Origin of the sequence: Neisseria sp. P0017.S009, from assembly GCF_051957375.1 — a bacterium.
GTDB lineage: Bacteria > Pseudomonadota > Gammaproteobacteria > Burkholderiales > Neisseriaceae > Neisseria > Neisseria perflava.
In genome coordinates this window covers 255,457-280,225 of the sequence record NZ_JBQCWL010000001.1, presented here as the reverse complement: position 1 = coordinate 280,225, position 24,769 = coordinate 255,457, and the positions used below count along the sequence as shown (strand labels likewise).

General features: G+C 49.5%; 25 protein-coding genes. 12 read left to right on the top strand and 13 right to left on the bottom strand.

The genetic code is table 11. The features are described 5' to 3' along the window. Positions 1-71 precede the first annotated feature (71 nt). The gene (locus ACTHTG_RS01455) at positions 72-1,172 is read right to left on the bottom strand and encodes a hypothetical protein (protein ID WP_003685151.1); all 1,101 of its coding nucleotides are present in this window, start codon (positions 1,170-1,172) and stop codon (positions 72-74) included. Positions 1,173-1,377: 205 nt separating this feature from the next. Between ACTHTG_RS01455 and gloA the strand changes: the two genes are divergently transcribed. Then, a complete protein-coding gene (gene gloA / locus ACTHTG_RS01450) occupies positions 1,378-1,791 on the top strand; it encodes a lactoylglutathione lyase (protein ID WP_003685011.1) in 414 nt (137 codons plus the stop codon). A 52-nt stretch (positions 1,792-1,843) separates the two neighbouring features. On the opposite strand, the gene ACTHTG_RS01445 is transcribed toward gloA, so the two are convergent. Beyond that, the gene (locus ACTHTG_RS01445) at positions 1,844-2,593 is read right to left on the bottom strand and encodes a lysophospholipid acyltransferase family protein (protein ID WP_004519853.1); all 750 of its coding nucleotides are present in this window, start codon (positions 2,591-2,593) and stop codon (positions 1,844-1,846) included. Between the two features lie 56 nt (positions 2,594-2,649). Next, entirely contained in the window at positions 2,650-3,405 is a 756-nt protein-coding gene (locus ACTHTG_RS01440) for a GNAT family N-acetyltransferase (RefSeq protein ID WP_004519852.1), read from the bottom strand. Positions 3,406-3,583: 178 nt separating this feature from the next. On the opposite strand from ACTHTG_RS01440, the gene ACTHTG_RS01435 reads away from it, so the two are divergent. The 3 genes from ACTHTG_RS01435 to ACTHTG_RS01425 all read left to right on the top strand — a co-directional run bounded on the left by ACTHTG_RS01435 (position 3,584) and on the right by ACTHTG_RS01425 (position 6,054). Then, a complete protein-coding gene (locus ACTHTG_RS01435; protein WP_049336531.1) occupies positions 3,584-4,516 on the top strand; it encodes an AEC family transporter in 933 nt (310 codons plus the stop codon). Between the two features lie 181 nt (positions 4,517-4,697). Further along, on the top strand, positions 4,698-5,171 hold the full coding sequence (gene dnrN, locus ACTHTG_RS01430) for an iron-sulfur cluster repair protein DnrN (RefSeq protein ID WP_004519850.1): 474 nt from the start codon (positions 4,698-4,700) through the stop codon (positions 5,169-5,171). 157 nt (positions 5,172-5,328) lie between these two features. Further along, positions 5,329-6,054 carry a hypothetical protein gene (locus tag ACTHTG_RS01425; RefSeq protein ID WP_308538307.1) on the top strand — a complete coding sequence of 242 codons (726 nt, stop codon included), beginning with the start codon at positions 5,329-5,331 and terminating at the stop codon, positions 6,052-6,054. A gap of 41 nt (positions 6,055-6,095) precedes the next feature. On the opposite strand, the gene ACTHTG_RS01420 is transcribed toward ACTHTG_RS01425, so the two are convergent. Beyond that, entirely contained in the window at positions 6,096-7,061 is a 966-nt protein-coding gene (locus ACTHTG_RS01420; RefSeq protein ID WP_070587787.1) for a tRNA dihydrouridine synthase, read from the bottom strand. Between the two features lie 83 nt (positions 7,062-7,144). On the opposite strand from ACTHTG_RS01420, the gene ACTHTG_RS01415 reads away from it, so the two are divergent. Then, complete coding sequence (locus tag ACTHTG_RS01415) at positions 7,145-8,719, top strand: glycosyltransferase family 2 protein (protein WP_440360491.1); 1,575 nt, start codon at positions 7,145-7,147, stop codon at positions 8,717-8,719. Positions 8,720-8,940: 221 nt separating this feature from the next. Beyond that, on the top strand, positions 8,941-10,269 hold the full coding sequence (locus tag ACTHTG_RS01410) for an anaerobic C4-dicarboxylate transporter family protein (RefSeq protein ID WP_049333380.1): 1,329 nt from the start codon (positions 8,941-8,943) through the stop codon (positions 10,267-10,269). A 69-nt stretch (positions 10,270-10,338) separates the two neighbouring features. On the opposite strand, the gene ACTHTG_RS01405 is transcribed toward ACTHTG_RS01410, so the two are convergent. Next, positions 10,339-10,764 carry a DUF4124 domain-containing protein gene (locus tag ACTHTG_RS01405; RefSeq protein WP_049336541.1) on the bottom strand — a complete coding sequence of 142 codons (426 nt, stop codon included), beginning with the start codon at positions 10,762-10,764 and terminating at the stop codon, positions 10,339-10,341. A gap of 189 nt (positions 10,765-10,953) precedes the next feature. Here ACTHTG_RS01405 and guaB point away from each other — a divergent pair, with 189 nt between their 5' ends. Both guaB and waaF read left to right on the top strand, forming a co-directional pair. Beyond that, positions 10,954-12,417, top strand: coding sequence for an IMP dehydrogenase (gene guaB / locus ACTHTG_RS01400; protein WP_003678893.1), 1,464 nt, complete (start codon positions 10,954-10,956; stop codon positions 12,415-12,417). Positions 12,418-12,701: 284 nt separating this feature from the next. Beyond that, on the top strand, positions 12,702-13,721 hold the full coding sequence (gene waaF / locus ACTHTG_RS01395) for a lipopolysaccharide heptosyltransferase II (RefSeq protein WP_308538308.1): 1,020 nt from the start codon (positions 12,702-12,704) through the stop codon (positions 13,719-13,721). A gap of 143 nt (positions 13,722-13,864) precedes the next feature. Here the strand turns inward: waaF and ACTHTG_RS01390 are convergent, their stop codons facing one another. From ACTHTG_RS01390 to ACTHTG_RS01380, 3 genes are all read right to left on the bottom strand, one after another. Next, positions 13,865-14,839 carry a class 1 fructose-bisphosphatase gene (locus ACTHTG_RS01390; RefSeq protein ID WP_308538309.1) on the bottom strand — a complete coding sequence of 325 codons (975 nt, stop codon included), beginning with the start codon at positions 14,837-14,839 and terminating at the stop codon, positions 13,865-13,867. A 67-nt stretch (positions 14,840-14,906) separates the two neighbouring features. After that, positions 14,907-15,260 (bottom strand): hypothetical protein, encoded by a 354-nt coding sequence (locus ACTHTG_RS01385; protein WP_440360490.1) that lies wholly within the window; start codon positions 15,258-15,260, stop codon positions 14,907-14,909. Between the two features lie 130 nt (positions 15,261-15,390). Continuing rightward, positions 15,391-16,236: a 23S rRNA (adenine(2030)-N(6))-methyltransferase RlmJ gene (locus ACTHTG_RS01380; RefSeq protein WP_308538311.1), complete on the bottom strand. Its 846-nt coding sequence runs from the start codon at positions 16,234-16,236 to the stop codon at positions 15,391-15,393. Positions 16,237-16,360: 124 nt separating this feature from the next. Between ACTHTG_RS01380 and ACTHTG_RS01375 the strand changes: the two genes are divergently transcribed. After that, complete coding sequence (locus tag ACTHTG_RS01375) at positions 16,361-16,975, top strand: riboflavin synthase subunit alpha (RefSeq protein WP_308538312.1); 615 nt, start codon at positions 16,361-16,363, stop codon at positions 16,973-16,975. Positions 16,976-16,991: 16 nt separating this feature from the next. Continuing rightward, a complete protein-coding gene (locus tag ACTHTG_RS01370) occupies positions 16,992-17,858 on the top strand; it encodes an ATP-binding protein (RefSeq protein ID WP_308538313.1) in 867 nt (288 codons plus the stop codon). A 66-nt stretch (positions 17,859-17,924) separates the two neighbouring features. Here ACTHTG_RS01370 and ACTHTG_RS01365 read toward each other — a convergent pair whose 3' ends face one another. After that, positions 17,925-18,353, bottom strand: a complete 429-nt coding sequence (locus tag ACTHTG_RS01365) for a Spy/CpxP family protein refolding chaperone (protein ID WP_049333360.1) — start codon at positions 18,351-18,353, stop codon at positions 17,925-17,927. Between the two features lie 277 nt (positions 18,354-18,630). Between ACTHTG_RS01365 and rpe the strand changes: the two genes are divergently transcribed. Next, positions 18,631-19,311 (top strand): ribulose-phosphate 3-epimerase, encoded by a 681-nt coding sequence (gene rpe, locus ACTHTG_RS01360; protein WP_070625401.1) that lies wholly within the window; start codon positions 18,631-18,633, stop codon positions 19,309-19,311. Positions 19,312-19,416: 105 nt separating this feature from the next. Here rpe and ACTHTG_RS01355 read toward each other — a convergent pair whose 3' ends face one another. Together ACTHTG_RS01355 and ypfJ are read right to left on the bottom strand one after the other, a co-directional pair. Continuing rightward, positions 19,417-20,799, bottom strand: a complete 1,383-nt coding sequence (locus ACTHTG_RS01355) for a phosphomannomutase/phosphoglucomutase (RefSeq protein WP_070625399.1) — start codon at positions 20,797-20,799, stop codon at positions 19,417-19,419. 121 nt (positions 20,800-20,920) lie between these two features. Continuing rightward, positions 20,921-21,760, bottom strand: a complete 840-nt coding sequence (gene ypfJ / locus ACTHTG_RS01350) for a KPN_02809 family neutral zinc metallopeptidase (protein ID WP_440360489.1) — start codon at positions 21,758-21,760, stop codon at positions 20,921-20,923. 186 nt (positions 21,761-21,946) lie between these two features. On the opposite strand from ypfJ, the gene ACTHTG_RS01345 reads away from it, so the two are divergent. Continuing rightward, positions 21,947-22,444, top strand: a complete 498-nt coding sequence (locus ACTHTG_RS01345; protein WP_039862157.1) for a YbhB/YbcL family Raf kinase inhibitor-like protein — start codon at positions 21,947-21,949, stop codon at positions 22,442-22,444. A gap of 76 nt (positions 22,445-22,520) precedes the next feature. Here the strand turns inward: ACTHTG_RS01345 and ACTHTG_RS01340 are convergent, their stop codons facing one another. Together ACTHTG_RS01340 and ACTHTG_RS01335 are read right to left on the bottom strand one after the other, a co-directional pair. Further along, on the bottom strand, positions 22,521-23,030 hold the full coding sequence (locus ACTHTG_RS01340) for a peptidylprolyl isomerase (RefSeq protein WP_004519830.1): 510 nt from the start codon (positions 23,028-23,030) through the stop codon (positions 22,521-22,523). 117 nt (positions 23,031-23,147) lie between these two features. Beyond that, the gene (locus ACTHTG_RS01335) at positions 23,148-24,563 is read right to left on the bottom strand and encodes an SLC13 family permease (protein WP_440360488.1); all 1,416 of its coding nucleotides are present in this window, start codon (positions 24,561-24,563) and stop codon (positions 23,148-23,150) included. Positions 24,564-24,769: the final 206 nt, after the last annotated feature.

Genomic DNA, 24,769 nt, shown 5'->3' with positions numbered 1-24,769 from the left:
CGGTAAGGTTTGAAAATCAATGCAACACGCTAAACCGTTTTCAGACGGCCTTGGCGTGTTGCATTTTCAATTTAGTTTACATTGCTGAAGAAAGGATTATGGCCTTCTAGTTTCAACGCTTGGGCATAAGTAGGGATGTTCTCGTTTTCGCCCAATGGGTTGTGCAGCAGGTAGAGGTGCTCGATTCGGCATTCGGCCATCAGGTCGAGGAAGTTTTGCTGAACGATGGCGATATTGTCGGTTGATGCAAGCTCCCAAGTGAAGGTCTGCGGAACGATTTCAAACGCGCTGTCTGTCGCGTTGAAGCTGAACTGGAGCTTGCCGTCCGCTTTCGCTGCGGCAACAACGCCGACGCGCGGGCTTTGCATACGGATGGCGCGGATGGCGTTGGTGGCAAAAACGTCCATGGCCATGCGTTGGCGGGTGTGGCTGCCGTCGGTAAGCGCGTCAAGCGGCGTATTGGGCGAGAGCGGGTTGGTAAAGAGGGTAACGCCGTCGAGGGCGAGATGCTCTTGCCAAACCTGCATCAATGGCAGGCCTGCCTGTTGCAGGTTAAGGCCCAAGGCAGTCTGAATGTCTTTATTGCCGTAGCCCAGCGCGTAAACAACATGGACGGATTGACCTTCGGGCAGCGTCAATGGTTTGTATTCGAATTTTTGCAGGAATGCGCCTGCCGCTTCATCGTTTTGCTTGGCTTGGAACCACTCGCCCGGGGTAACGCTGCTCAAGTCGGTAGATTGGACGAGGTAAGGCAGCCATTGCGTGTTTTGCGTGAGGGTACGCAGGTTGGGGTAGTTTTGCAGGCAGGCGAAGAGTGCTTCGGTAGGCAGCGTAAGCGGCAGGGTTTGTTCTTTTTTGCAACCGGCGACCAAAACGACAGGCAGGGCAAACCATTGGGCTTCGTTATCGTTTTCTGCCTTCAGGACTTCGCCTACGCTTTGAATCAGGCTGGTGTAAGTGCCGACATCGGGCGCCATGGTCATTGCCAATGAAAGGTTGATGTAATGGTTTTGGCTGAGCATGGTGCGGATTTCGGTTTGCAGTTGGCCGGCCGAAAGCTTGCGCGATGCGGAGGAGGAGTTGTGCGCCAGCTGATAGGCATTGAGCAGAAGGTAGTTTTTGATAGGGCTCTGCGGATAAGGGCGGGTATCTGGAAGAACAAAGGTTTTCATGACGGTTTGAAGTGTTGTGTTGTAAGTGTGGCGATTATAGCAATTTAGTCAGTCGGTGTGCTTGTTAATAAATTAAATTCAACTGGCGATAGGGATACGCTTCATTTTCACAAGGTTTAAGTATCAGCATTTTCTAAGTTGGGGAGGGTAAATGCCCGATGTGTTATAATCCATGACCAAACATAATTCAGAAAGGAACAAAATCATGCGCTTGCTTCATACTATGCTGCGTGTCGGCAATCTCGAACGCTCTTTGGATTTCTATCAAAACGTATTGAACATGCAACTGCTGCGCCGCCGCGATTATCCCGAAGGCCGTTTTACTTTGGCTTTTGTCGGTTATGGCGATGAAGCGGACCATACTGTTTTGGAACTGACCCACAACTGGGATACCGAGTCTTACGATTTGGGCGATGCTTATGGCCATATCGCGATTGAAGTCGATGATGCTTACGCGGCGTGCGAGCGTGTCAAAGAAATGGGAGGTAAAGTGGTACGCGAAGCCGGCCCGATGAAACACGGCACGACTGTGATTGCGTTTGTTGAAGATCCAGATGGCTACAAAATTGAATTTATTCAAAAGAAAAGCGGTAGCGATTCGGTTCAATATTCATCTTAAGGCATAAGATAATGGAAAAGGCCGTCTGAACATTCAGACGGCCTTTTTTTGATCAACCCAACTGTTTTTGCTTTTCGCTCAACAGGGCGTGTACTTGAAGCGCAGTAGCGTAGCGGTCTTCTCCTGCTTCAATCGGATCGAGGAAATGCAGTTCGACCGTGTTGGAAGGCTGGCTGATGACCATGCAGATAGATTGCCAGAGGCTGATGTCGCCGTAGTAGGCAGTGTGCGGATTGGGGCTGCTGCCGTCTGGATTCGGATAGCGGCAGAGTGCCGGAATAATCGGTACGCCTGCATCATAGGCCGTCTGAAAAAAGCTCGGTTTGAACGGCAGGATTTCACGGCCTTCGGTACTGGTGCCTTCGGGAAAAATGGTGACGGTATCGCCGTTTTTCAGCGCTTCGGTTACGCCGGCGATTTTGGCAGAATTGCCTTTGATGCCGCGGTTGCGCGAGACGTAAACCGTTTGAGCCTGTGTGGCAAGATAACCGACCACAGGCCATTTGGCCACATCGTCTTTAGCCACAAAACGGCCGGGGAAAGCACCGTTGACCGCCATAATGTCCAACCATGAAATATGGTTGCTGATAATCAGCTGACCGCGATCTTCTTGCGGCGGCGTGCCGAAAGTTTGCAGTTTCATGCCGCAGGAAGCGAGCACGCGCAGCGACCATAATTGGATCGCGCGCAGTTTGCGTTTGCTGCTGTAAAAGGGAAACAGAAAAAACATTTCGGCCATGCCGTATAAAAGGCAGCCGGCAATGCAGAGAAGACGGAAGATAAAACGGATTTTGGCGGTCATTGTGTGTGTTTTTATAAAGATTAGGCAGGCCGTCTGAAGTTTCAGACGGCCTTTTATTATGAATCGGCTTTAGGGGCAAAACGCTGCAAGTAGCGGTCGGAAAGGTGGTTGATGTCCATCATGATCAGCACATCCGCGCAGTTGAACGCTTCATCGACGCAAGGCTCGCCGCAGAACCACGCGCCTGCTTTGAGATAGCCTTTGATCAGGGCAGGTACAGGCGGATTTTCAGACGGCGTGATGCTGTCCCATTTGAGCGGGTTGAGCGGTTTGACACACCATTGTGCCGGAGCGAGGTATTTGTCTTTCAAAGCATGATACAGGCCGGCCGCATCGTTGCCGCCGTCACGCATTTCGATACTGCCGCAACCAATCATAAAGCGCAGGTTTTCGTCTTTCATGAATTTGACCAAACCGGTCCACAACAGCATGACCAAGCCGCCGTTGCGGTAGTCCGGGTGGGTACAGGCGCGGCCGAGTTCGACGGTTTGCGGCAGGATGTCTTTCAAAGGCTCAAGATCAAATTCATGCTCGCTGTACCAACCGCCGACTTTTTTTGCGGTTTCTTCGGTAATCAGGCGGTAGCAGCCGATTACCTCGCCGGTTGCATCGTCAAAGGCGAGCAGGTGGTGGCAATGTTCATCATAAGGATCGACATCGCGGCCGTCATCGCTTTCGATTTCCGCACCTAACTCTTGGGCAAAAACCTGATAGCGCAATCTTTGGGCGGCTTCGATTTCAGCTTGGGTTTCTGCAAGGCGTACGCTCAGGCCGATTTTGGGGCCCGTTTGATTGAAACGGCTGGGGGACATGATGTTTCCTGTTTGAAGAAAATGGCTGATTATAGCGGATATACGGACAGATTTATATTGATTTGCTTTGCGGTAGGGCAAATTATGTCGGGTTGTTGGAAAAAGGCTTCAGGCCGTCTGAATTTGGCATGCCAAGCGGTAGAAGCGTAAAATCAACGTTTTTGCCGCTTTTTTTGTTATGGAAACCTCTTTTCTGCTTGCCGGAAAAATTACCGAGCTGACGCTGATTGTTTTGATGGGCGTGGCCTTAGTGAAGGCAGGGCTGTTGAAATCGGAAAACAGCTATACGCTCTCGGTCATCGCGCTTTACTTGATCAGCCCGTCTGTCATGATTCATGCCTTTCAGATGGACAATACGCCGCAGATTATCGAAGGGCTGAAGCTTTCCGTCATGTTGGCGGTGTTTTTCCATGTGGTATTGATTGTTTTAGGCAGGTTGTTTAAACACTTGTTCAAACTCGATGCGCTCGAACACGCGGCGACGGTGTACAGCAATTCGGGCAACCTGATTATCCCTTTGGTAATGTCGGTCTTTGGGCCGGAATGGGTGATTTACACCACTGGTTTTATCTTGGTGCAGACGTTTTTGTTTTGGACGCATCTGCGCCTGTTGATTTGCGGTCGAGGCAATGTGGCTTGGAAAACCATTTTTACCAATATCAACATCTTATCCATGTTGGTCGGGCTGCTGATGTTTGCCTTTCAAATCAAGCTGCCGCACATTGTCGATAATACTTTGGCGACGGTGGGCAGTATGATTGGCCCGGTTGCCATGTTGGTGGCGGGCATGCTGCTGGCCTCTTTGCCGTTGCGTTCGATTGTGTGGACACCGAGGCTTTATCTCGTTGCTTTTTTAAGGCTGATTTTGATTCCGGTATTATTGCTTTTCGCCGTCAAAGCCTGCGGTTTTGCCCATCATGATGCGCATGCGGATACGGTTGTGTTAATCAGCTTTTTGGCAACGACTTCGCCTGCCGCTTCGACAGTTACCCAAATGGCGGTTGTTTACGGCAAAAATGCCCAAAAAGCCAGTGCGATTTATGGGTTGACGACCTTGCTTTGCGTGGTAACCATGCCGGTAATGATTGCCTTATATCGTTGGATTATTTAAGAAAAGGGCAGGCCGTCTGAAACTTTGACTTTATGTTTCAGACGGCCTGTTTGGTATTTTAATTTGAAAATAACTTTTATTATCAATTAATTAAGCAATTAAAAAACTATACAAAGCCGTTTGCAGCGTGTATCCTTATGTCTAACATTCATCCAATATCAATCTTTAAAGGAACACAGCCATGACCGACTTTACCGTTTGGGAAACCGCACCTTTCAATTCCACCATTGACCATATTTTGCAGCGTTACCACAATGTCCACCGCGCCCAGTTTGAAGAGTTGGTTCCGCTGGCGCAAAAAGTGGCGCAGGTTCATGCTGATACTTTCCCTGCCGAAGTTCCTGATTTGTTGGCCTATATGCAAAACGAGCTGTTGATGCACATGATGAAAGAGGAGCGCATGTTGTTCCCAATGATTAATCAGGGCGTGGGCCGTGGTGCGGCAATGCCCATCAGCGTGATGATGCACGAGCATGAAGAACACGACCAAGCCATCGCGCGTTTGGAAGAATTGACCAATAATTTTGAGCTTCCCGAAGGCGCTTGCGGCAGCTGGACCCGTTTGTACACATTGGCCAAAGAGATGGTGGATGATTTGAAAGACCATATCCATTTGGAAAATGAGATTTTGTTCCACCGCGTTTTGGCTTCGTAAAATTTGAGCTTAATCAAGGCCGTCTGAATGTTCAGACGGCCTGTTCTTTAATCCCTTGCTAAGTTAGTATAATAGTTCTAAAATTTTAATAAAGAAACAAAATTAGGTAGTAAAGGCACACATCCGTTCTTTTGTTTACTTGAGAAGGAGTTTATGAATGAAACATTCTAAAGTTTTACTATTGGGTATTCTGTTTGTTGCTCTGACTGCGTGCGCCCAAACGATGGACGGCAGCTGGAGCGCCCTGCAGGATACGAAAACAGGCGTGCAGTCGCGACCTTATTATGAATTTGGCAATGTACTTCAGAAGATTTCTTTTAAGAAAACCGGCAATCCGGAAAATGGTCTGAAAAAGCCTGTCTTGACTGTGTATCGTCAGGGCAAGCTGTTGGGCGAAGCATATAATTTGGAAGCCTCTCATGGCAGCCCCTTGTTGCCAACCCTGTTTTTGGTAAACGGCAAGTCATTAAATATCAATGACGGCAACGATAAAAAACAATTGGCTTCTGCGAAGAGAATCGATTTTTACGATTTCGGCCACGGCCGTATCGGCCATGCAGTCTTTACCGCGCCTAACGGCATCTGTCAGGATATGAAACACGGCAAAGGCGTTTCCTACAAGCTGGTTACCAACTATGTTAATTTCCCGGATTATCCTTCACCTGAAAATATCTTGATTATTACTGCGCAAGGCAAATATGAGCAAGACGGGTTTATATTGGATGCCACTGAGTCAAGAGTGACCAGTGCCAATAAAGAGTTTGCCAGAAAATATGGCGAAGCCCTGAAATCCAAGAATGGCCCTGAGACCAGGCATGTGAATATGGCCAATGCAGCCAGTGCAGAAAAAGGCAGACTGTTGGCTGATTATATCTGTCAGTAATCATATTAAAGGCCGTCTGAAATTCAGACGGCCTTTTTGAATCATAAATGCATCTCTTGTTCAAACGACAGCAGAATCTGTTTCACTTCATCCGCTTCTTTGACGGCGCGGATGCGGTCAAACAATACCTGCGCTTGTTCAAACTCTTTTTTCATCATGCCCAGCCACTGTTTCAAACGGGCAACCGGATATTTGTTGTTGGCTTCTTTAGCAAGGCATAAGTCGAAGAATTGGACTATCCATGAGGAGACTTCGGCAAAGTCGGTGTCTTTGACTGTTTCGCCGTTTTCATATTGCTTGATTTGCCGCGCCAAGTCGGGACGGATAACCGCGCCGCGCCCGAGCATCACGCTGTCGCAGCCGCTGACGGTTTTAATGTCGAGATAGTCTTGAAGGCTGAACACATCGCCGTTGGCAGTAACGGAAATATTGACTGCATCGCGGATTTTGCGCACCCATTCCCAATGTGCTGGCGGTTCGTAGCCTTCGACTTTGGTGCGCGCATGGACGGTTAACGCGCATGCACCGCCGTTTTCAATCGCGGAGGCGCATTCCAATGCCAGACTTTTGTCTTCATAACCGAGCCGCATCTTGGCAGTCAGCGGAATGTGTTGTGGCAGGCGTTGGCGCAGGGTGTGGACGATGTGGTAAATCAAGTCGGGCTCTTTGAGCAAGACTGCACCGCCTTTGTGTTTATTGACCGTCGGCGCGGGGCAGCCGAAGTTGAGGTCGATTTTGTCCGCACCGAAACGCACGGCTTCCAAAGCATTGACGGCCATGTTTTCCGCATCGCTGCCCAAAAGCTGGACAGTACAGGGCGTGCCGGCCGGCGTGCGGTTGGCATGGGCGATTTCGGGAACATATTTAAGCCAAGTGGCGCGTGAGTGGACCGTGTGCGTAATGCGGACAAATTCGCTGACGCATTCGTCAAATCCGCCGATACGCGTCAACAGGTCGCGCATCACATCGTCCACCAGCCCTTGCATGGGGGCAAGAATAAGCTGCATGAGTCAGGCCGTCTGAAAAAAGGAGGACATATTGTAGCGGTATATCGGTTAAAATACAGCTTCCTTTTTCAGACGGCCTTTTTATGATGCACACAATTCCGGCAACCGCCGCCATGTTGGTAAAAAATTCAGAACGTTATCTTTCAGAAGTTTTGAGTGCGCTGAAAGACTTTGACGAAGTCCTGCTGTTGGACAACGGCTCGACCGACCGTACTTTTGAAATTGCCAAGGGCTTTCCCAATGTCAGCTATTACAAGCATGACTTTATCGGGTTTGGCCCGATGAAAAATCTGGCGGCCAGACTGGCGCAAAACGATTGGATTTTCAGCATAGACAGCGATGAAGTGGCGGATGAGGCTTTAATCGAATCCATTCGTGCGGCCGTTTTGGAAAATGAGAAGGAACATATTTTTTCGCTTTCCCGTCTGAACCATTACCACGGCAGACTGATTAAAGGCTGCGGCTGGTATCCGGATATTATTCCACGCCTTTATCATCGAAAATTTACCCGTTTTTCTGACCGTCAGGTGCATGAGTCTTTGGTGTTGCCGCAGGAAGCTAAGATTAAACAACTTGATGGCCGTCTGAAACATTATTCTTTTGAAAACGCCGAAGGGCTGATTCAGAAAATGCAGCAGTACAGTTCGCTGTATGCGGAAGAAAACCGCTTCAAGAAAGACAGTTCGCCGGTTAAGGCTTTGCTGCATGGCGGCGTATCGTTTGTGAAGAACTATCTGCTCAAGCGCGGCTTTGCCTATGGTGCAGACGGCCTGACGATTTCAGTTTCCAACGCACAAGGTTCGTATTACAAATATGTCAAACTCTACGAGCGCAACCGCACGATAACCGTCTCCCTCATCATTACCACTTACAACCGCCCAGATGCTCTGGAGCTGGTGTTGAAATCGGCTTTATCGCAAACCCGTCTGCCGGATGAGATTATTGTCGCGGATGACGGCTCAAGGCAGGAAACCGCCGAAGTGGTTGATTTTATCCGCCGCAGAACAAGCATTCCGGTCAAGCATTCATGGCAGCCGGATAGAGGTTTTCGTGCCGCCGAATCGCGCAACCGTGCGCTGGCGCAGGCGAAAAGCGATTATATTGTGTTGATTGACGGCGATATGGTCTTGAATCCGTCTTTTATCGCCGATCATTTGAAGATTGCCCGAAAGGGCCGTCTGATACAGGGTTCCCGCGTGATTTTGACTGCGGAAAAAACGCAGGATATTTTGAACGAAGGCGATTTGCCTGCCTTGTCCATGTTCAGCTCGGGAATAGAAAAACGGCTTTCCGCCCTGCGCTGCCGTTGTTTGGCCAAATTGGCAGGCCGAAAAGGCAACCGCAAACACAAAGGCATCAAAACTTGCAATATGGGCTTTTTCCGCAGCGATGCGCTTGCCGTCAACGGGTTTGACAATAGCTTTGTCGGCTGGGGCAGGGAGGACAGCGAATTTGTCGCCCGTTGCTATCATAACGGGATGAAGCGCCATAATCTGAAATTTGCCGGCATTGCGTACCACCTCTGGCACAATGAGGCAGAACGCGATTCATTGCCGCAAAACGATGCCTTGTTGGAGGCAACTTTGTCGGAACGCAAAATCCGCTGTGTTCATGGCGTATCGGATTTTATAAAAGATGAAGAAGTAGCCGGAAAATAGCCTTATCATCTTTTTAAATCATAGAGGCCGTCTGAAAATTTTCAGACGGCCTCTTTTGTATTTTTAAAACCTAGTGTTTAAATGAGAATATTATTTATTTGATATAGACCAGTATGTATAATTAGGTAAAGTATGGTTAGGAAAGAGGGTTTACTCTATAATCCAACCGTTTGTAATTTTATTTCGGCTAAGGCCGGATTTTGGGAGTTGTTATGTCAACTATGTTTTTTATCCAGTTTGCCGTTGTGCTGCTGTGTATCCTGATTGGTGCGCAGGTTGGCGGTATTGGTTTGGGCGTGCTCGGCGGTATCGGCTTGGCCGTATTGTCTTTTGGTTTCCATCTTCAGCCGACCAGCCCGCCGATTGATGTGATGCTGATGATTATGGCGGTAGTGTCTGCCGCGGCGGCCATGCAGGCCAGCGGTGGTTTGGACTATATGATTAAGATTGCCACGCGCGTGTTGCACCGCAATCCGAAATACATCACCTTTATCGCGCCGGCGGTGACTTATACCTTTACCGTGTTGGCAGGTACGGGCCATGTGGCTTACTCGGTCTTGCCCGTGATTGCCGAAGTCAGCCGTCGCAATGGCATCCGTCCTTCCCGTCCGTTGACGATGGCGGTTATTGCTTCCCAATTTGCGATCGTTGCCAGCCCGATTGCCGCCGCGGTTGTTGCCTGTGTTACCATGCTTGAGCCGCAACACATCACGATGGCGGATGTGTTGAAAGTTACTGTTCCGTCCACGATTTTGGGTATCGGTTTGGCTTGCGTGTTCGTAAACAAACTGGGCAAAGAATTGAAAGACGATCCGCATTATCAGGCTTTGCTGAAAGACCCGAACTATGTGAAAGAATACATCGATGTGGAGGAACAACAAACCGATGTCGCCATTTCGCCGAAAGCCAAATTGTCAGTCGGTATTTTCTTGACTGCGGCATTGCTGGTAGTTGTGATGGGTGCGCTGCCTGAGCTGCGTCCGGCTTTTGAACACGATGGCGCGATCAAGCCTATGGGCATGGCGCATACGATTGAAATCGTGATGTTGTCTGCTTCTGCATTGATTATCTTGGCGTGTAAACCCAATGGCGATGCGATTACCCGAGGTTCGGTATTCCATGCCGGTATGCGTGCCGTGATTGCGGTGTTTGGCGTGGCTTGGTTGGGCGATACCTTGATGAACGGCCACTTAACAGAAGTGGAATCGACAGTCAGCCATTTGGTTGAATCTGCACCATGGACCTTTGCCTTTGCCCTGTTTGTCTTGTCGGTATTGGTCAATAGCCAAGGCGCGACAGTGGCAACGCTGTTTCCGATCGCCATCAAACTGGGTATTCCTGCGCCCATCATTATCGGCACATTTGTTGCGGTAAACGGTTATTTCTTCATTCCGAACTACGGTCCGATTATTGCCGCTATCGACTTCGATACAACCGGCTCGACCAAAATCGGCAAATTCATCTTCAACCACAGCTTCATGATTCCGGGCCTGTTGAGCATGGCATTTAGTCTGGCTTTCGGTTTGTTGTTGGTTCAACTGTATTATTGATGGACTGAAAAATAAAGGCCGTCTGAAATTAAATTTCAGACGGCCTTTTTGATATTGTTATCCGAGAGCTTAATTGCAGTATTTATTGACGTCGTTTTGGTATTGCTTAATCAGGCTGTCGCGATTGGTCAAGCGTGCGCTTTCGGCGACTTGACGGTTGATTTTGGCGATTTTGCAGTTTTCCAGCTTGTTTTGGCGGTTTTGCTCTTCGATTTTTTTATTGCGCTCTTCGATTTGTTTGTTTTGTTCCGCAACCTGTTCGTTGGGCTGCTCGGCAACCGGCTCAGATGCCGCAACAGCAGGCGCAACGGCAGGTTTGACGTTGTGCGTGCGGATGTTGACCACGCCGGAACGCTTCGGTTGCAGACGGTTTGGCGTATCGGAATAGCTGTTGCCCGATGTGCCTTTCCAAGTGTAAACCTCGGCCGCGCCGGTCAGGGCGGCGGAAGAGAGAAGGGCTGCTATCAGACAGGTTTTGAGTACGGAAGATTTCATGGGTTTCCCTTATGTAAATGATGTTCTCATGCGGCTTATTTTACTTGAAACTGCAATGCGTTGGCATATTTTTGTACGCCAAATCAAATCATGTAAAAAAATAACGTTAAAACGTGTATTGCCAATGTTAGCATCAAGCCGGTGTGATATAATGCCGTGCATCTTGCACAAACTGAAAGACCGAGCATCATGCGTATTGTAGAAAAAGCCTATACTTTCGACGACGTTTTGTTGGTTCCAGCGCACTCAAACGTGCTGCCTCGAGATGTCAAACTTCAAACCAAACTCACCCGCGATATCACGCTCAACCTCCCTCTACTTTCTGCTGCAATGGATACCGTTACCGAAGCGCGTCTGGCCATCTCTATGGCTCAAGAAGGCGGCATCGGCATTATCCATAAAAACATGACGCCGGAGTTGCAAGCGCGTGCCGTTTCCAAAGTGAAGCGCCATGAGAGCGGTGTGGTGAAAGATCCCGTTACCGTTGCGCCGACCGCATTGATCCGCGAAGTCTTGGAAATGCGCGCACAACGCAAACGCAAAATGTCCGGTCTGCCTGTTGTTGAAAACGGCAAAGTGGTCGGTATCGTGACCAACCGCGACCTGCGTTTTGAAAACCGTGTCGATCTGCCGGTTTCTGCTATCATGACTCCCCGTGACCGTTTGGTTACCGTTCCTGAAGGTACCAGCATCGATGAAGCCCGCGAAATCATGCATGCGCACAAAGTTGAGCGCGTTTTGGTGTTAAATGACCAAGACGAACTCAAAGGTCTGATTACAGTTAAAGATATTCTGAAAACAACCGAATTCCCTAATGCCAACAAAGATGCCGAAGGCCGCCTGCGCGTCGGTGCCGCGGTGGGTACCGGCGGCGATACCGAAGAGCGCGTCAAAGCATTGGTAGAAGCAGGCGTGGACGTGATTGTGGTTGATACTGCCCACGGTCATAGCCAAGGCGTTATCGATCGCGTGCGCTGGGTAAAAGAAACCTACCCACACATCCAAGTCATCGGCGGCAACATCGCGACTGCTAAAGCTGCTTTGGATTTAGTCGCTGCCGGTGCGGATGCCGTTAAAGTCGGTATCGGCCCGGGCTCGATTTGTACGACCCGTATCGTGGCCGGCGTGGGCGTGCCTCAACTGACTGCGATTCACAATGTTTCCGAAGCCCTGAAAGGTACAGGCGTTCCCCTGATTGCTGACGGAGGTATCCGCTTCTCCGGCGATATTGCCAAAGCTCTGGCAGCAGGTGCATACAGCGTCATGCTGGGCGGTATGTTTGCCGGTACGGAAGAAGCTCCGGGTGAAATCGAACTTTACCAAGGCCGCTCTTACAAGTCTTACCGCGGCATGGGTTCGTTGGGTGCGATGAGCCAAGGCTCTGCCGACCGCTACTTCCAAGACAAAACCGACAGCACAGACAAATATGTTCCTGAAGGCATCGAAGGCCGCGTTCCTTACAAAGGTCCGATCGTGAACATCATCCACCAGCTGACCGGCGGCCTGCGCTCCAGCATGGGTTATTTGGGTTGCGCCAATATTGCTGAAATGCACGAGAAAGCAGAATTTGTGGAAATCACTTCTGCCGGTATGAGCGAATCTCACGTTCACGACGTACAAATCACCAAAGAAGCGCCTAACTACCATCGTTAAACGAGTATAAAAAGGTCGTCTGAAAATATTTCAGACGGCCTTTCTGTTTTTATAAGGTTTTAAAAATGAAGCAAATATTGCTTGCTGCCGTTATGCTTAGTATTTGGGGTGTGGTATTTGCCGAATAATTGGGAAGACAAACGCTTCACGCGCTCGAGCCAGAGTGCATCTGTTGAAATAATATGTATCAACCAGTACGTTCTGATCTAGGCGATTAAACCGAGTTTCAGACGGCCTTTTAAAAATCGTATTACAATAAGCCAAAATTAAAAACACATTCCATTATGTCCAAAAAAATCCTGATTATTACCCCAAGCTGGATTGGGGACTGCGTCATGACCCAACCGCTTTATCGCCGTTTGCATGAGCTGCATCCCGGCTGCACTATTGATGCTTTTGCGCCCAAATGGTCGATGGCCGTATTTGAGCGTATGCCTGAAATCAACCGTGTGATGGAAAACCCGTTTGGACATGGTGCGTTGGAATTAAAAAAACGCTGGCGTATCGGACGTGAATTGGGAAAAGAAGGCTATGATCAAGTAATTGTTTTGCCCGGTTCGCTCAAATCCGCCATTATTGCCTTGGCTGCGGGCATTAAGCAGCGTACGGGCTATGTTGGCGAGTCGCGCTATTTTTTGTTGAACGATATCCGCAAGTTGGATAAGGCCGCGTTGCCGTTGATGGTCGACCGCTATACTGCGCTGGCGCACCCGACCCAAGCGGATTTTAACGGCCATTCCGATAATCCCTGTTTCACGATTGATCCTAAAAGCCGTCAAGCCGCTTTAGAAAAACATGGTTTGACGACGGATAAGCCGATTTTGGCATTTTGTCCCGGTGCAGAATATGGCCCGGCCAAGCGTTGGCCTGCGCGTCATTTTGCCGAACTCGGCCGCCGCTATTTGGCCGAGGGTTGGCAGGTTTGGCTGTTTGGTTCGCAAAAAGATTTCGATATTGCAGATGAAATTAACCGACTTTCAGACGGACTATGCACCAATCTTTGCGGTAAAACCAATCTTCCAGAGGCAATTGATTTGTTGTCTTGCGCTGATACGGTCGTGTGCAACGACAGTGGTCTGATGCACCTTGCGGCCGCGCTTGATCGGAAATTGGTTGCGGTTTACGGCTCCTCCAGCCCTGACCATACGCCGCCTTTAAGCCAAAAGGCAAAAATCGTCAGCTTGAATTTGGATTGCTCGCCTTGTTTCAAACGCGAATGTCCGTTGGGGCACACGGATTGTTTGAACAAGCTGACACCGGATAGGGTGCAAAAAGCGGCGGAAGAGCTGGCTCGTTCGGCGTAATCCTATAAAGATTAGATGGAAAACAGCAAAGGGTAGATTTGAATCTGCCCTTTTGATTTTTTGTTTCTTTTATTTTTTAACAAAAGGCCGTCTGAAAATCATATTTCAGACGGCCTTTTTGGGTTTGAAATCAATACATATGATTATTTTTGATGCAGATTATAAACGTATTCCACTTCTTCGCGACTGCCCATGAATACGGCAACACGTTGGTGCAGGCCGGTAGGTTGGATGTCGAGCATGGCTTCGATGGCATCGTTTGATGCGCCGCCGGCTTGTTCCATAAGCAGGCTCATCGGGTTGGCTTCGTACATCAGGCGCAGTTTGCCCGGTTTGGATGGGTCGCGTTTGTCTTGCGGATACATGAATACGCCGCCGCGCATCAGGATGCGGTGGATTTCGGCAACCATGCTGGCTACCCAGCGCATATTGTAGTTTTTGCCGCGTACGCCGGTTTCGCCTGCCAGCAATTCGTCAATGTATTGTTGAACAGGGGCGAACCAATGTCTTTGGTTGGACATATTAATGGCGAATTCTTTAGTGGATTCGGGAACGCGCGGATTTTCTTTGGTCAGCAGGAATTGGTTGGCATCGTCCAGAGTGAAGACGAACACGCCATGACCGACAGTCAGTACCAGTTGGGTTTGCGGACCGTATAAAACATAACCTGCGGCTACTTGGTTGCGGCCTTTTTGCAGGAAGGATTCGGTAGTCAATTCGCCTTCAGGTTTCGCCAAAATGGAGAAGATGGTGCCGACGGAGATGTTGACGTCGATATTGGAAGAGCCGTCCAATGGGTCAAACAATACCAAATAGCCGCCGTTTTCGTGTGTGGCGACATAGGTGTCTTCTTCTTCGCTGGCGAGGCCTGCGATGTTGGCATTGGCTTTTAAAACATCAATCATGATGTTGTTGGCAATGACGTCAAGTTTCTTTTGGTCTTCGCCTTGGATGTTGCCGGTACCTGCCATGCCCAAAACGCCGGAAAGCGCGCCGAGGCGGACTTTGGCGTTGATGTCCAAACAGGCTGCGGCCACGGATTCCAATACGCTGGCCAGCTCTTGCGGCAGTTTGTGTTCGGGCAGGTGTTGGGCTAAGAATTGGTTCAGTGTCTTCATGGTTTCACTCTTTTCCTAAGTTTGAATCGGGTATTTTTCAATTTCAGGCCGTCTGAAAACGGCGTGTTCATTTGGTTTTGCTCTCGGCCATGCCTAAAACTTCTTTAGTGCAGGCGATGCTGGTGTCTTTGATGCGTTTTTTCAGCTCGTCGCTCATGGAGTCGCTGCCGCCCAAAAGTGAGGTCGCTTCTTCAGGATTGATTTGGTCGACTGTTTTTTCGCCGATACAGCGGCAGATTTTTTCAGTGGTCACGGAATCAAACGGGCTTTTTCCGGAGGCTTTTTCCACGCAGGCTTCGGTTGCCGAGCGGACAAATTCGGTGCGGAAACTTTGGGTAAATTCTTCTTTAAATTCGTTTTTTGCTGATTCGCTGCACGCGTAAAGCAGGAGCGTGCAGGCTAGGGGTGTGCGTATATTCATGAGTGGACGGCCGTTAATTGTTATGTTGTGAATTGTAGTGGAAAAAGGCTTAAGTATAAAGGGTTAAGGCCGTCTGAACGGGTATAGCGGCAAAATCGAAGCGCTTGGATATACGTTCAGACGGCAGCGTTTATTTCGTTTTGCTTTCCAATACATAATGCGCGCCTGCATCTTGCGCCAAAATTTTGGTAAGTTCGGGCAGATTGTTTTGCAACTGTTCGGCAAGCATATAGGGCGGATTGATGACGAACATGCCGCTGCCGTGCATACCGAAGCCGTCGCTGCGCGGTGTATGGACATGAAGCTCGGCGTGCAGATAATTGTTGGGAGCGATTTTTTTGAGTTCGTCCGGCAGTTTGCGGCTTTCTTCACGGCTCAAGCAGGGATACCAAACCATGTAGCAGCCGGTTTCAAAGCGTTTCAAAGCATCTTTCAAAACTTGGACGACACGGCGGTAGTCTTGTTTTTCTTCGTAGGGCGGATCAATCAAGACGGCGGCGCGGCGCGGCGGAGGAGGCAAGAGTGAAATCAAACCTTGATAACCGTCCGCTTGGCTGACTTGTACTTTGCGCGGCGGACGGACTTCGCGCATATTGTTTTGCAAATGGACAAAATCGGCAGGGTGTAGCTCAAAGAGGCGCATTTTGTCGCTGTCGCGCGTGAGCGCCTGTGCCAGCCAAGGCGAGCCGCAGTAAAGGTTGTCTTGCGGCAGTATTTGTTTCAGACGGCCTACAAATTCGGCCAATTCGGCAGGCAGCTTGTCAGCTTGTTCCAAGAGCGCAATGCCTTGTTTGTATTCGCCGACTTTTTGCGCTTCATCACCGCTCAAATCATACAAACCGGCACCGCTGTGCGTATCGATATACCAATAGGGCTTGTCTTTGCGGTTGAAATATTCGAGGACGAGGAAGAGGGTAAAGTGCTTGAGCATATCGGCATGGTTGCCGGCATGGAAGGCGTGGCGGTAGCTGAGCATGATCGGGCTGCGGAAATAAAAATCCGATTATACCCCAAACCATCGCATCACCGCTTTCAGACGGCCTTTGTGCCTGGAAAATGCTACAATATCCGCCTTATCGTACCATCGGAAAGAAGACATCATGTTTACAGGCATCGTACAAGGCATGGGCAAAATTACAGACATCGCCCAACCTTCGCCCGACTTTCGTACCCACACTGTCGAGCTGCCCCCCGAAATCGCCGACAATCTGCAAACCGGCGCCTCTGTCGCCAACAATGGCTGCTGCCTGACCATTACCCGAATCGACGGCAACAAAGTCAGCTTTGATTTGATGGACGAAACCTTACGCAAAACCAATCTCGGCAGCTTGAAAGTCGGCGACAGTGTCAATTTGGAACGCGCGGCGCGGTTTGGCGATGAAATCGGCGGCCATGTGATGAGCGGCCATGTGATGGCAGTTACCCGAATTTCCCGAATTGAATTAAGCGAGTTCAACCGTACAGTTTGGTTTGAGCTGCCGGAAAACCTCAAGCCCTACATCCTGACCAAAGGCTTTGTCGGTTTGGACGGTTGCAGCCTGACCATAGGCGAAGTCAGCGACAGCGAATTTTGCGTACACCTGATTCCGGAGACTTTGGAGCGTACCCTGTTTGGCAGCCGCAAAGAAGGCGATCTCATCAATATTGAAATCGATCCGCAAACCCAAGCCGTTGTCGATACCGTGATGCGAGTATTGGCACAAAAGGCCGTCTGAAAAAAAGAAAGCCGAAATGAAATTATCCAATTTTTTGAAAAAAGCTAATTCCGTTTTAAACCGTCTGGATTTAATCCTGCCTGATGAAACCGGTAAAACCGACTGGAGCGCTTTGGCCTACCGTTGGCACAGCGTTGGCAAAAAAGGCATTTTGGAAAGCCTGCCGCGTCCGCATACGTTTCCTTTAAGCAGATTGGCGGCAGTCGGTTCGCAAACCGACAGGCTGAAACGCAATACCGAGCAATTTTTGGCAGGCCGTCCTGCAAATAATGTCTTGATGACCGGCGCGCGCGGTACGGGCAAATCTTCCTTGGTTAAAGCGTTGTTGCACGAATACGCCGAGCACGGCCTGCGACTGATTGAAGTGGATAAAAGTGATTTGATCAGCTTGCCGGCTTTGTTGACGCTGTTGTCCGAACGTCCCGAGAAGTTTATCGTTTTCTGCGATGATTTGTCGTTTGAAACCGGCGATGAAACCTATAAAGCCTTGAAAACTGCTTTAGACGGCGGACTGTCGCAACGTTGCACCAATGTTTTGGTTTATGCCACTTCCAACCGCCGTCATTTAATTCCCGAATACATGGATGAAAACGGCGGTACTACGGGCACTCGTGGCGAAATTCATCAGAAAGAGGCTGTTGAGGAGAAAATCTCCCTTTCCGACCGCTTCGGTTTGTGGCTGAGTTTTTATCCTTTCGACCAAAACGATTATTTGACCGCCGTAGCCAACTGGTTGGACGATTTTAATGTGCCTTTTGACGATACGGCGCGCCACGCCGCGTTGCAATGGGCGCAAATGCGCGGCAGCCGTTCAGGCCGCTCGGCATGGCAGTTTGCCTGCGACTGGGCAGGTCGGTTGCCGGAAGAAAGAGTGCTGGATTAAGGCTGAAAAAAGCAAAGGCCGTCTGAGTATGGTTTCAGACGGCCTTTTTGTATTTTTATTTATCCATCAGCGCAAGCATGAAGACAACCATTGCTGTCGCTGGCGCGGATTGAGCAGATGATAGAGGCGGTATTGGATTTCCATTTCATCCACTGCATAGTCCATGCTGGAGAGGTAGCGGTTTTCAACATAATCGCGGGCGGCGTTTGAGTCGAATGAGTCGCCGGAGAGGATTTTGATGATGGTTTGACGGCGGTTGCGGTCGGAGCGTACGGTTTTACGGTAGGCTTTATCGTTGATTTGTTTGAAGTCGGTACGCAGGCGGCGCAGGGCGGCGTGTTGGTCGGCGGATAAATTGAGCTGTCGGATGTCACAATTCGGGTGGAAGTCGTCTAAAGTGGCCAGAAATGGACCGGCATGTGTAGGCAGACTGGAACAGAGTAGGGCGAGTGCTAAGAAAATAAAAGTCGGATAGCGGGAAAGTGCAACAGACACGGTGTTTTCCTAATGTTTCATCAGGTTTGGAAATATAACCGATAAGCGTGTGAAAGGCAGTATCAATGCAGTTAACTTTTGTTAATGATGTTAGATTTTTTTGAATGTGTATGTAATCTAATAATTTATTTTCAAAGCCTTACTATGTGATTATAAGTTTCATTAATGTATATGAAATGTAAATTCACAAAAATGACGGCAGAGACGTTGTCGGCGGCATACAACATAGGGTTAAAAATGCGATAATGACAAAGGAACACACTTTAGGAGAATAAACATGACCGACTACCGTATTGCACCCAGTATTTTGTCTGCCGATTTTGCCCGTTTGGGCGAAGAGGTTGCCGAAGTTATCCGCGCGGGTGCGGATTTGATTCATTTTGACGTGATGGACAATCATTATGTGCCGAATCTGACTTTCGGCCCTATGGTTTGTGCGGCTTTGAAACCGTATGCAACCGTGCCGGTCGATGTGCATTTGATGGTTGAGCCGGTGGACGATTTGATTCATGCGTTTGCCAAATCCGGTGCCAATATCATTACCTTTCATCCCGAAGCCAGCCGCCATGTCGACCGCAGCTTGGGTTTGATTAAAGAATACGGCTGTCAGGCAGGCTTGGTATTGAATCCTGCTACGCCGGTTAATATTCTGGAAAACGTTTTGGACAAACTGGATATGGTGTTGCTGATGTCGGTCAACCCGGGCTTTGGCGGGCAAAGCTTTATCCCGAATACGCTGGTGAAAATCCGCAAAGTGCGCGAGATGTTGGACGAGTATGAACGGCAAAGCGGCCGCCATATCGCATTGGAAGTCGATGGCGGCGTGAAGACAGACAATATTGCTGAAATTGCGGCGGCGGGTGCGGATACGTTTGTCGCCGGTTCGGCAATTTTTGGCAAACCGGATTACAAAGCCGTTATCGATGAAATGCGTCAACAGTTGGCGCAAGTCGGATAACTAAGCCGGGATATTCTTGTTTTTTCAAACTTTGAAATAGCAATATTGAATATTAAAGGCCGTCTGAAATGATTTTCAGACGGCCTTTTGTTTTAGCCTAAACCCTTACAGCGGCCATTTCAATGCAGGATTGCTTTCAATGACTGCTTTGAATTGGTTTTGAATACGCTCAATCGCTTCTTGCGTATCCGCTTCAAAACGCAATACCAAAATCGGCGTGGTATTGGAAGCACGCATCAGGCCGAAGCCGTCAGGGAATTCAACGCGCAAGCCGTCGATGGTGATGATTTCGGTCGCACCTTCAAACTTGGCATTGGCAGCCAGCTCTTCAATCACTTTGTGCCCGTTGCTGCCTTCCGGCAGGTCGATGTTGAGTTCCGGAGTAGAAATGCTTTGCGGTAGCTTGTTCAACACTTCGGACGGATTGTCGAAGGCAGACAGGATTTCCAAGAGGCGTGCGCCGGCATACATACCGTCATCGAAGCCGAACCAGCGTTCTTTAAAGAAAACGTGACCGCTCATTTCGCCGGCAACCAGTGCGCCGGTTTTTTTCATGGTGGATTTGATGAAGCTGTGGCCGGTTTTTTCCATCACAGGATCGCCGCCGTGTTCTTTAATCCAAGGTGCGAGCAGGCGGGTGGATTTGACGTCGAAAATCACTTTGGCTTTAGGATTGCGGCTCAACACGTCTTGCGCGAAAAGCATCAGTTGGCGGTCTGGATAGATGATGTTGCCGTCTTTGGTGACCACGCCCAAGCGGTCGGCATCGCCGTCAAATGCCAAGCCGATTTCAGCATTGCCGTTTTTGAGCTCGACGATGAGGTCTTGCAGGTTTTTCGGTTTGGACGGATCAGGGTGGTGATTAGGGAAATTGCCGTCCACTTCGCAGAAAAGTTCGGTCACTTCGTTGCCCAAACCTTTGTAGAGTTTGCCTGCAAATGCGCCGCCGACACCGTTGCCCGCGTCAATCACGATTTTCATCGGGCGTTTGATTTTGATGTGGCCGACGATGTTGTTGTGGTATTCGCCGGAGATGTCTTTTTCGGTTACGCTGCCTTGTTTGTCGGCGGCAACAAAACCGTCTTTCTCAACAATAGCTAAAAGTTCTTGAATGGCTTCGCCTGCGAGCGTGTCGCCGCCGAGCATCATTTTGAAACCGTTGTAATCGGGCGGATTGTGGCTGCCGGTAATCATCACGCCGCTGCCGCCGCATTCGTTGATGGCTGCGAAGTAAAGCATAGGAGTGGCAACCATGCCGACGTTGAGGACATCGATGCCGCTGTCTGTAAAACCGCGTTGAATTTGTGCCATCAGGCCGGGGCCGCTCAAACGGCCATCGCGGCCGAGTGCGATGCGGGTAATGCCTTTTTCGGAGGCTTTGGTGGCAATGGCTTTGCCGATTAAGTAGGCAGCTTCGTCAGTCAGAGTTTTACCGACGATGCCCCGGATGTCGTAGGCTTTGAAAATGTCGCGGGCGATATTTGCCATGTGGATTTCCTTTGAATTTAAGGGAAAATAATAGGCGTTATTCTAACACGGCTAAAAGGCCGTCTGAAGAATTCAGACGGCCTTTTGTCGTTACATCAAAGAACAGTGTTGCTTGGACGAATCAATTGTTGAAAGTGTTGCACTGGTTGATGTCGCCGCTTTCCAAACCGCGCTTGAGCCAAGTCATGCGTTCTTCGGACGAGCCATGAGTAAAGCTGTCGGGAACGACATAGCCCTGAGCCTGTTTCTGCAAGCGGTCATCACCGACGGATTCGGCAGCAAGCATGGCTTTTTGAATGTCTTCGGCTTTGAAGATGTTGTTGTTGACGGCGTAGTGTCCCCAAATACCGGCGAAACAGTCGGCCTGCAATTCGAGTTTGACGGAAAGGGCATTGGCCTCTTTCTTGCCGACTTGCTGTTGCATTTTGTGGACTTTAGGCAGAATGCCGAGCAGGTTTTGAACGTGATGGCCGACTTCATGGGCAATAACGTAGGCAAACGCAGCATCGCTGGCAGATTTGAGTTTGGTGCGCATGTCTTCGTAGAAACTCAAATCCAAATAAACTTTTTGGTCGCCCGGGCAGTAAAACGGACCCATGGCAGATTGGCCCGTACCGCAGGCGGTGGACGTGCCGCCTTCATACAACACCATGGTTGCCGGTGTATAGCGTTGGCCGTGTTGTTGGAAATATTTGCTCCATGCTTTTTCCGTATCGGCAAGGACGACGCGGGACAGTTCGTTCAACTCGGCTTCTTGTTGGCTGTCGAGTCGGGAAGCTTGCTGGGTAGGAATGCCCATCGAAGATGAGCCGCCAACCAAACCGCTCAAATCCACGCCGTAATATGCGCCGACCAAAACCACGATAATGCCGAGTATGCCCGGTGTTTTGCCGCCATCGCCGCCACTGCTTCCGCGGCGATCTTCGACGTTTTGGCTTTGTTCACGACCTTTCCAATCCATAATGCGAATCCTGTGTAGTTTTCATGCGGCGGATTATACTATGGAATGTCAAATGTGTTTGATCGAATTGTGAATATTGCTTGAGGCCGTCTGAAAATGCGACATCGGGAAAGTGAAAACGGCAGTATCTTTCAGATGGCCTTGGTGTTTGTTAGAATGAGCCAACCTACTATTGGGAGATGTAAGATGAAAGTCAGCAGTAAAGCTATTGTTAACGGCGAATTTGAAGACAAATACGGCAAGCGCGGCAGCCAGTTCAGCCCGAGCGGTATGCCTTCTTATTCGATTCCTTTTGAGATCAAAGATGCACCTGAAGGAACAAAATCGTTTGCTGTGGTGTTGGAAGACAAAGATGCCATTTCAGCATCGGGTTTCGTATGGACGCATTGGTTGATTTCGGATTTGAAACGCACTTCCGTGGCAGAAAATGAAAGTATTTCTGCAACAGATTTCACACAGGGCGCGAACACTTGGGCGAGCGCGTTGGGTAAATTTGAAATCGAAGAGGCCTCATTTTACGGCGGTATGGCACCACCGAACAACCGTCATCGTTATGAACTGATTGTGTACGCGCTGGATACCGTTTTGGATTTGCCGCGCGGTTTCCGCTTTAATGAGCTGCATTTTGCCATGCAAGGCCATGTTTTGGATTCGGCATGCGTGGTCGGTACTTATGATGTGTGACGGTATGTGTCATTATTGAAAAACAGCCTGTCCGTTTGCAATTCGGACAGGCTGTTTTTATGGGAAATCAAATCGATTAAACCACTTCGGCTTTAGTGATGATGACAGGTTCGCTCGGTACGTCGTCGTGGTAGCCGTGACGTTTGGTAGAAACGCCTTCGATGGCATCGACAACGTCAAAACCGTCAACGACTTTACCGAATACGGCATAGCCCCAGTCTTGGACGACAGTTTTGCCGTACAACTCTTTAGAACGGAAGTTCAGGAAAGCGTTGTCGGCAGTGTTGATGAAGAATTGCGCGCTGGCAGAGTGCGGATCGGAAGTACGCGCCATGGCGATGGTGTATTTTTCGTTAGGTAAACCGTTGGACGCTTCGTTTTGAATCGGATCGCGGGTTTCTTTTTCGTTCATGTTTTCATCCATGCCGCCGCCTTGAATCATAAAGCCTTTGATGACGCGGTGGAAGATTACGCCGTCGTAGAAGCCATCTTTAACGTATTGCTCGAAGTTTTTAGCAGTAACGGGGGCTTTGTCGAAATCGAGTTCGATTTTGATGTCGCCTTTGTTGGTGTGCAGGATAATCATGGGTTTCCTTTCGTTAGAATCCGGTTTTAATCATTCGTTAAATTGTGTCTGAATGACAAACTTCAAGGCCGTCTGAAAAATATTCTTTCAGACGGCCTTGTTGTTTAGGTCGATGGTTTACATCAGTACAGCATAAGCCCACAGAGCAACCAATACCACGCAGAGGATGTTCAGCAATAAGCCGACATTCATCATTTCGCGTTGTTTGATTAAGCCTGTACCGAACACAATCGCGTTAGGCGGTGTGGCAACCGGCAACATGAAGGCACAAGATGCGCCGACACCGATGACGAATACCAAGACTTGTTCCGGCAGACCCATTTGCGCGGCAATGCTGGCGAAAATAGGCACAAGCAGGGCGGCGGAAGCCGTGTTACTGGTGAACTCGGTAAGGAAGATGATGAAAGTGGCAACCACGAAAATCACCAGCAATGCAGGAGAGTGGGAGAACGTGGAAGCAACTTGCTGACCCAATGCTTCAGATGCGCCGGAAGATTGCAGCAACGCGCTCAAGCTGATACCGCCACCGAAGAGCATCAATACACCCCAGTCGGTATTGCGGGCAACTTCTTTCCATTGCGCCACGCCGAATACGACGACGGCAACGGCGGCAATCAGGGCAATAACGGTATCAGGGTTGGAAATACCGAATGCGGCTTTGATTTTGGAGCTGAATACCCAAGCGATGGCTGCGGCCAAGAAAATCAACAGCGCGATAACGCGGTGCAAAGTCCAAGGGATAGATTCAGCTTTAACTTCCACGCGCTCATTCAAATTAGGTTTGAGGATGACGTACATGGAGAACAGCATCAGCGGCAGAATCAACAGCATCATCGGCAGGCCGAGTTTCATCCAGCCGACGAAGTCCAAGTTCAGCGCTTTGGCGGCAATCATGTTCGGCGGAGAACCGACCACGGTACCCAAGCCGCCGATACTGGCGCAGTAGGCGATACCGAGCAGGACGAAAACATAGGTTTTGCGTTCTTTTTCTTGGTCGAGGTGGCTCATCATACCCATTGCCAAAGGCAGCATCATCGCGGCAGTCGCAGTGTTACTGATCCACATAGACAGGAAGGCGGTAACGGCAAACAGCATCAACACGGCAACTTTCATATTGCCGCGGGACAGGCGCAACAGGCTGACGGCGATTTTACGGTCGAGACGCTGCATGTGCAGGGCGGTTGCAAGCGCGAAGCCGCCGAAGAAGATGTGAATCGTCGGGTCGGAGAAACCGGCCATCGCTTTTTTGATGTCCATATCCGGGAAGCCGAGTACAACGGCAAGGATAGGGATCATCAACGCGGTAACGGTAATGTGTACGGCTTCGGTAAACCAAAGTGCCGCAACAAAAATCAACAGCGCGATACCTTTGTTGGCATCGGGGCTGTAGGGAAGGATGTAATAAATGCCGAAGCAGACAACAGCAGAGATAATGGTCGTCAGCAGTCCTTTAAAGTCGGTAATCGGCTTCTGCGCACTGAGAAGCTCGACGTTCTCAGGATGCTGAGTCTTATCCTTGGCGTTTAAGTCCATGATGTATTCCTCTGAAACATGATTGGTTTTTCTTTTCAGCCGAACGTTCAGACGGCCTAATAGGCGACAGTATATTTGTAATTTGATGTAGTGTAAACAAATTGTAAATTATTTTTTAAAAATGAAATGAAAACCGGATAAGCAGCAAGAAAACTGCTTATCCGGCGGAATGAAGACCCATCGTGGGTTAATAAGCATCAGGACAA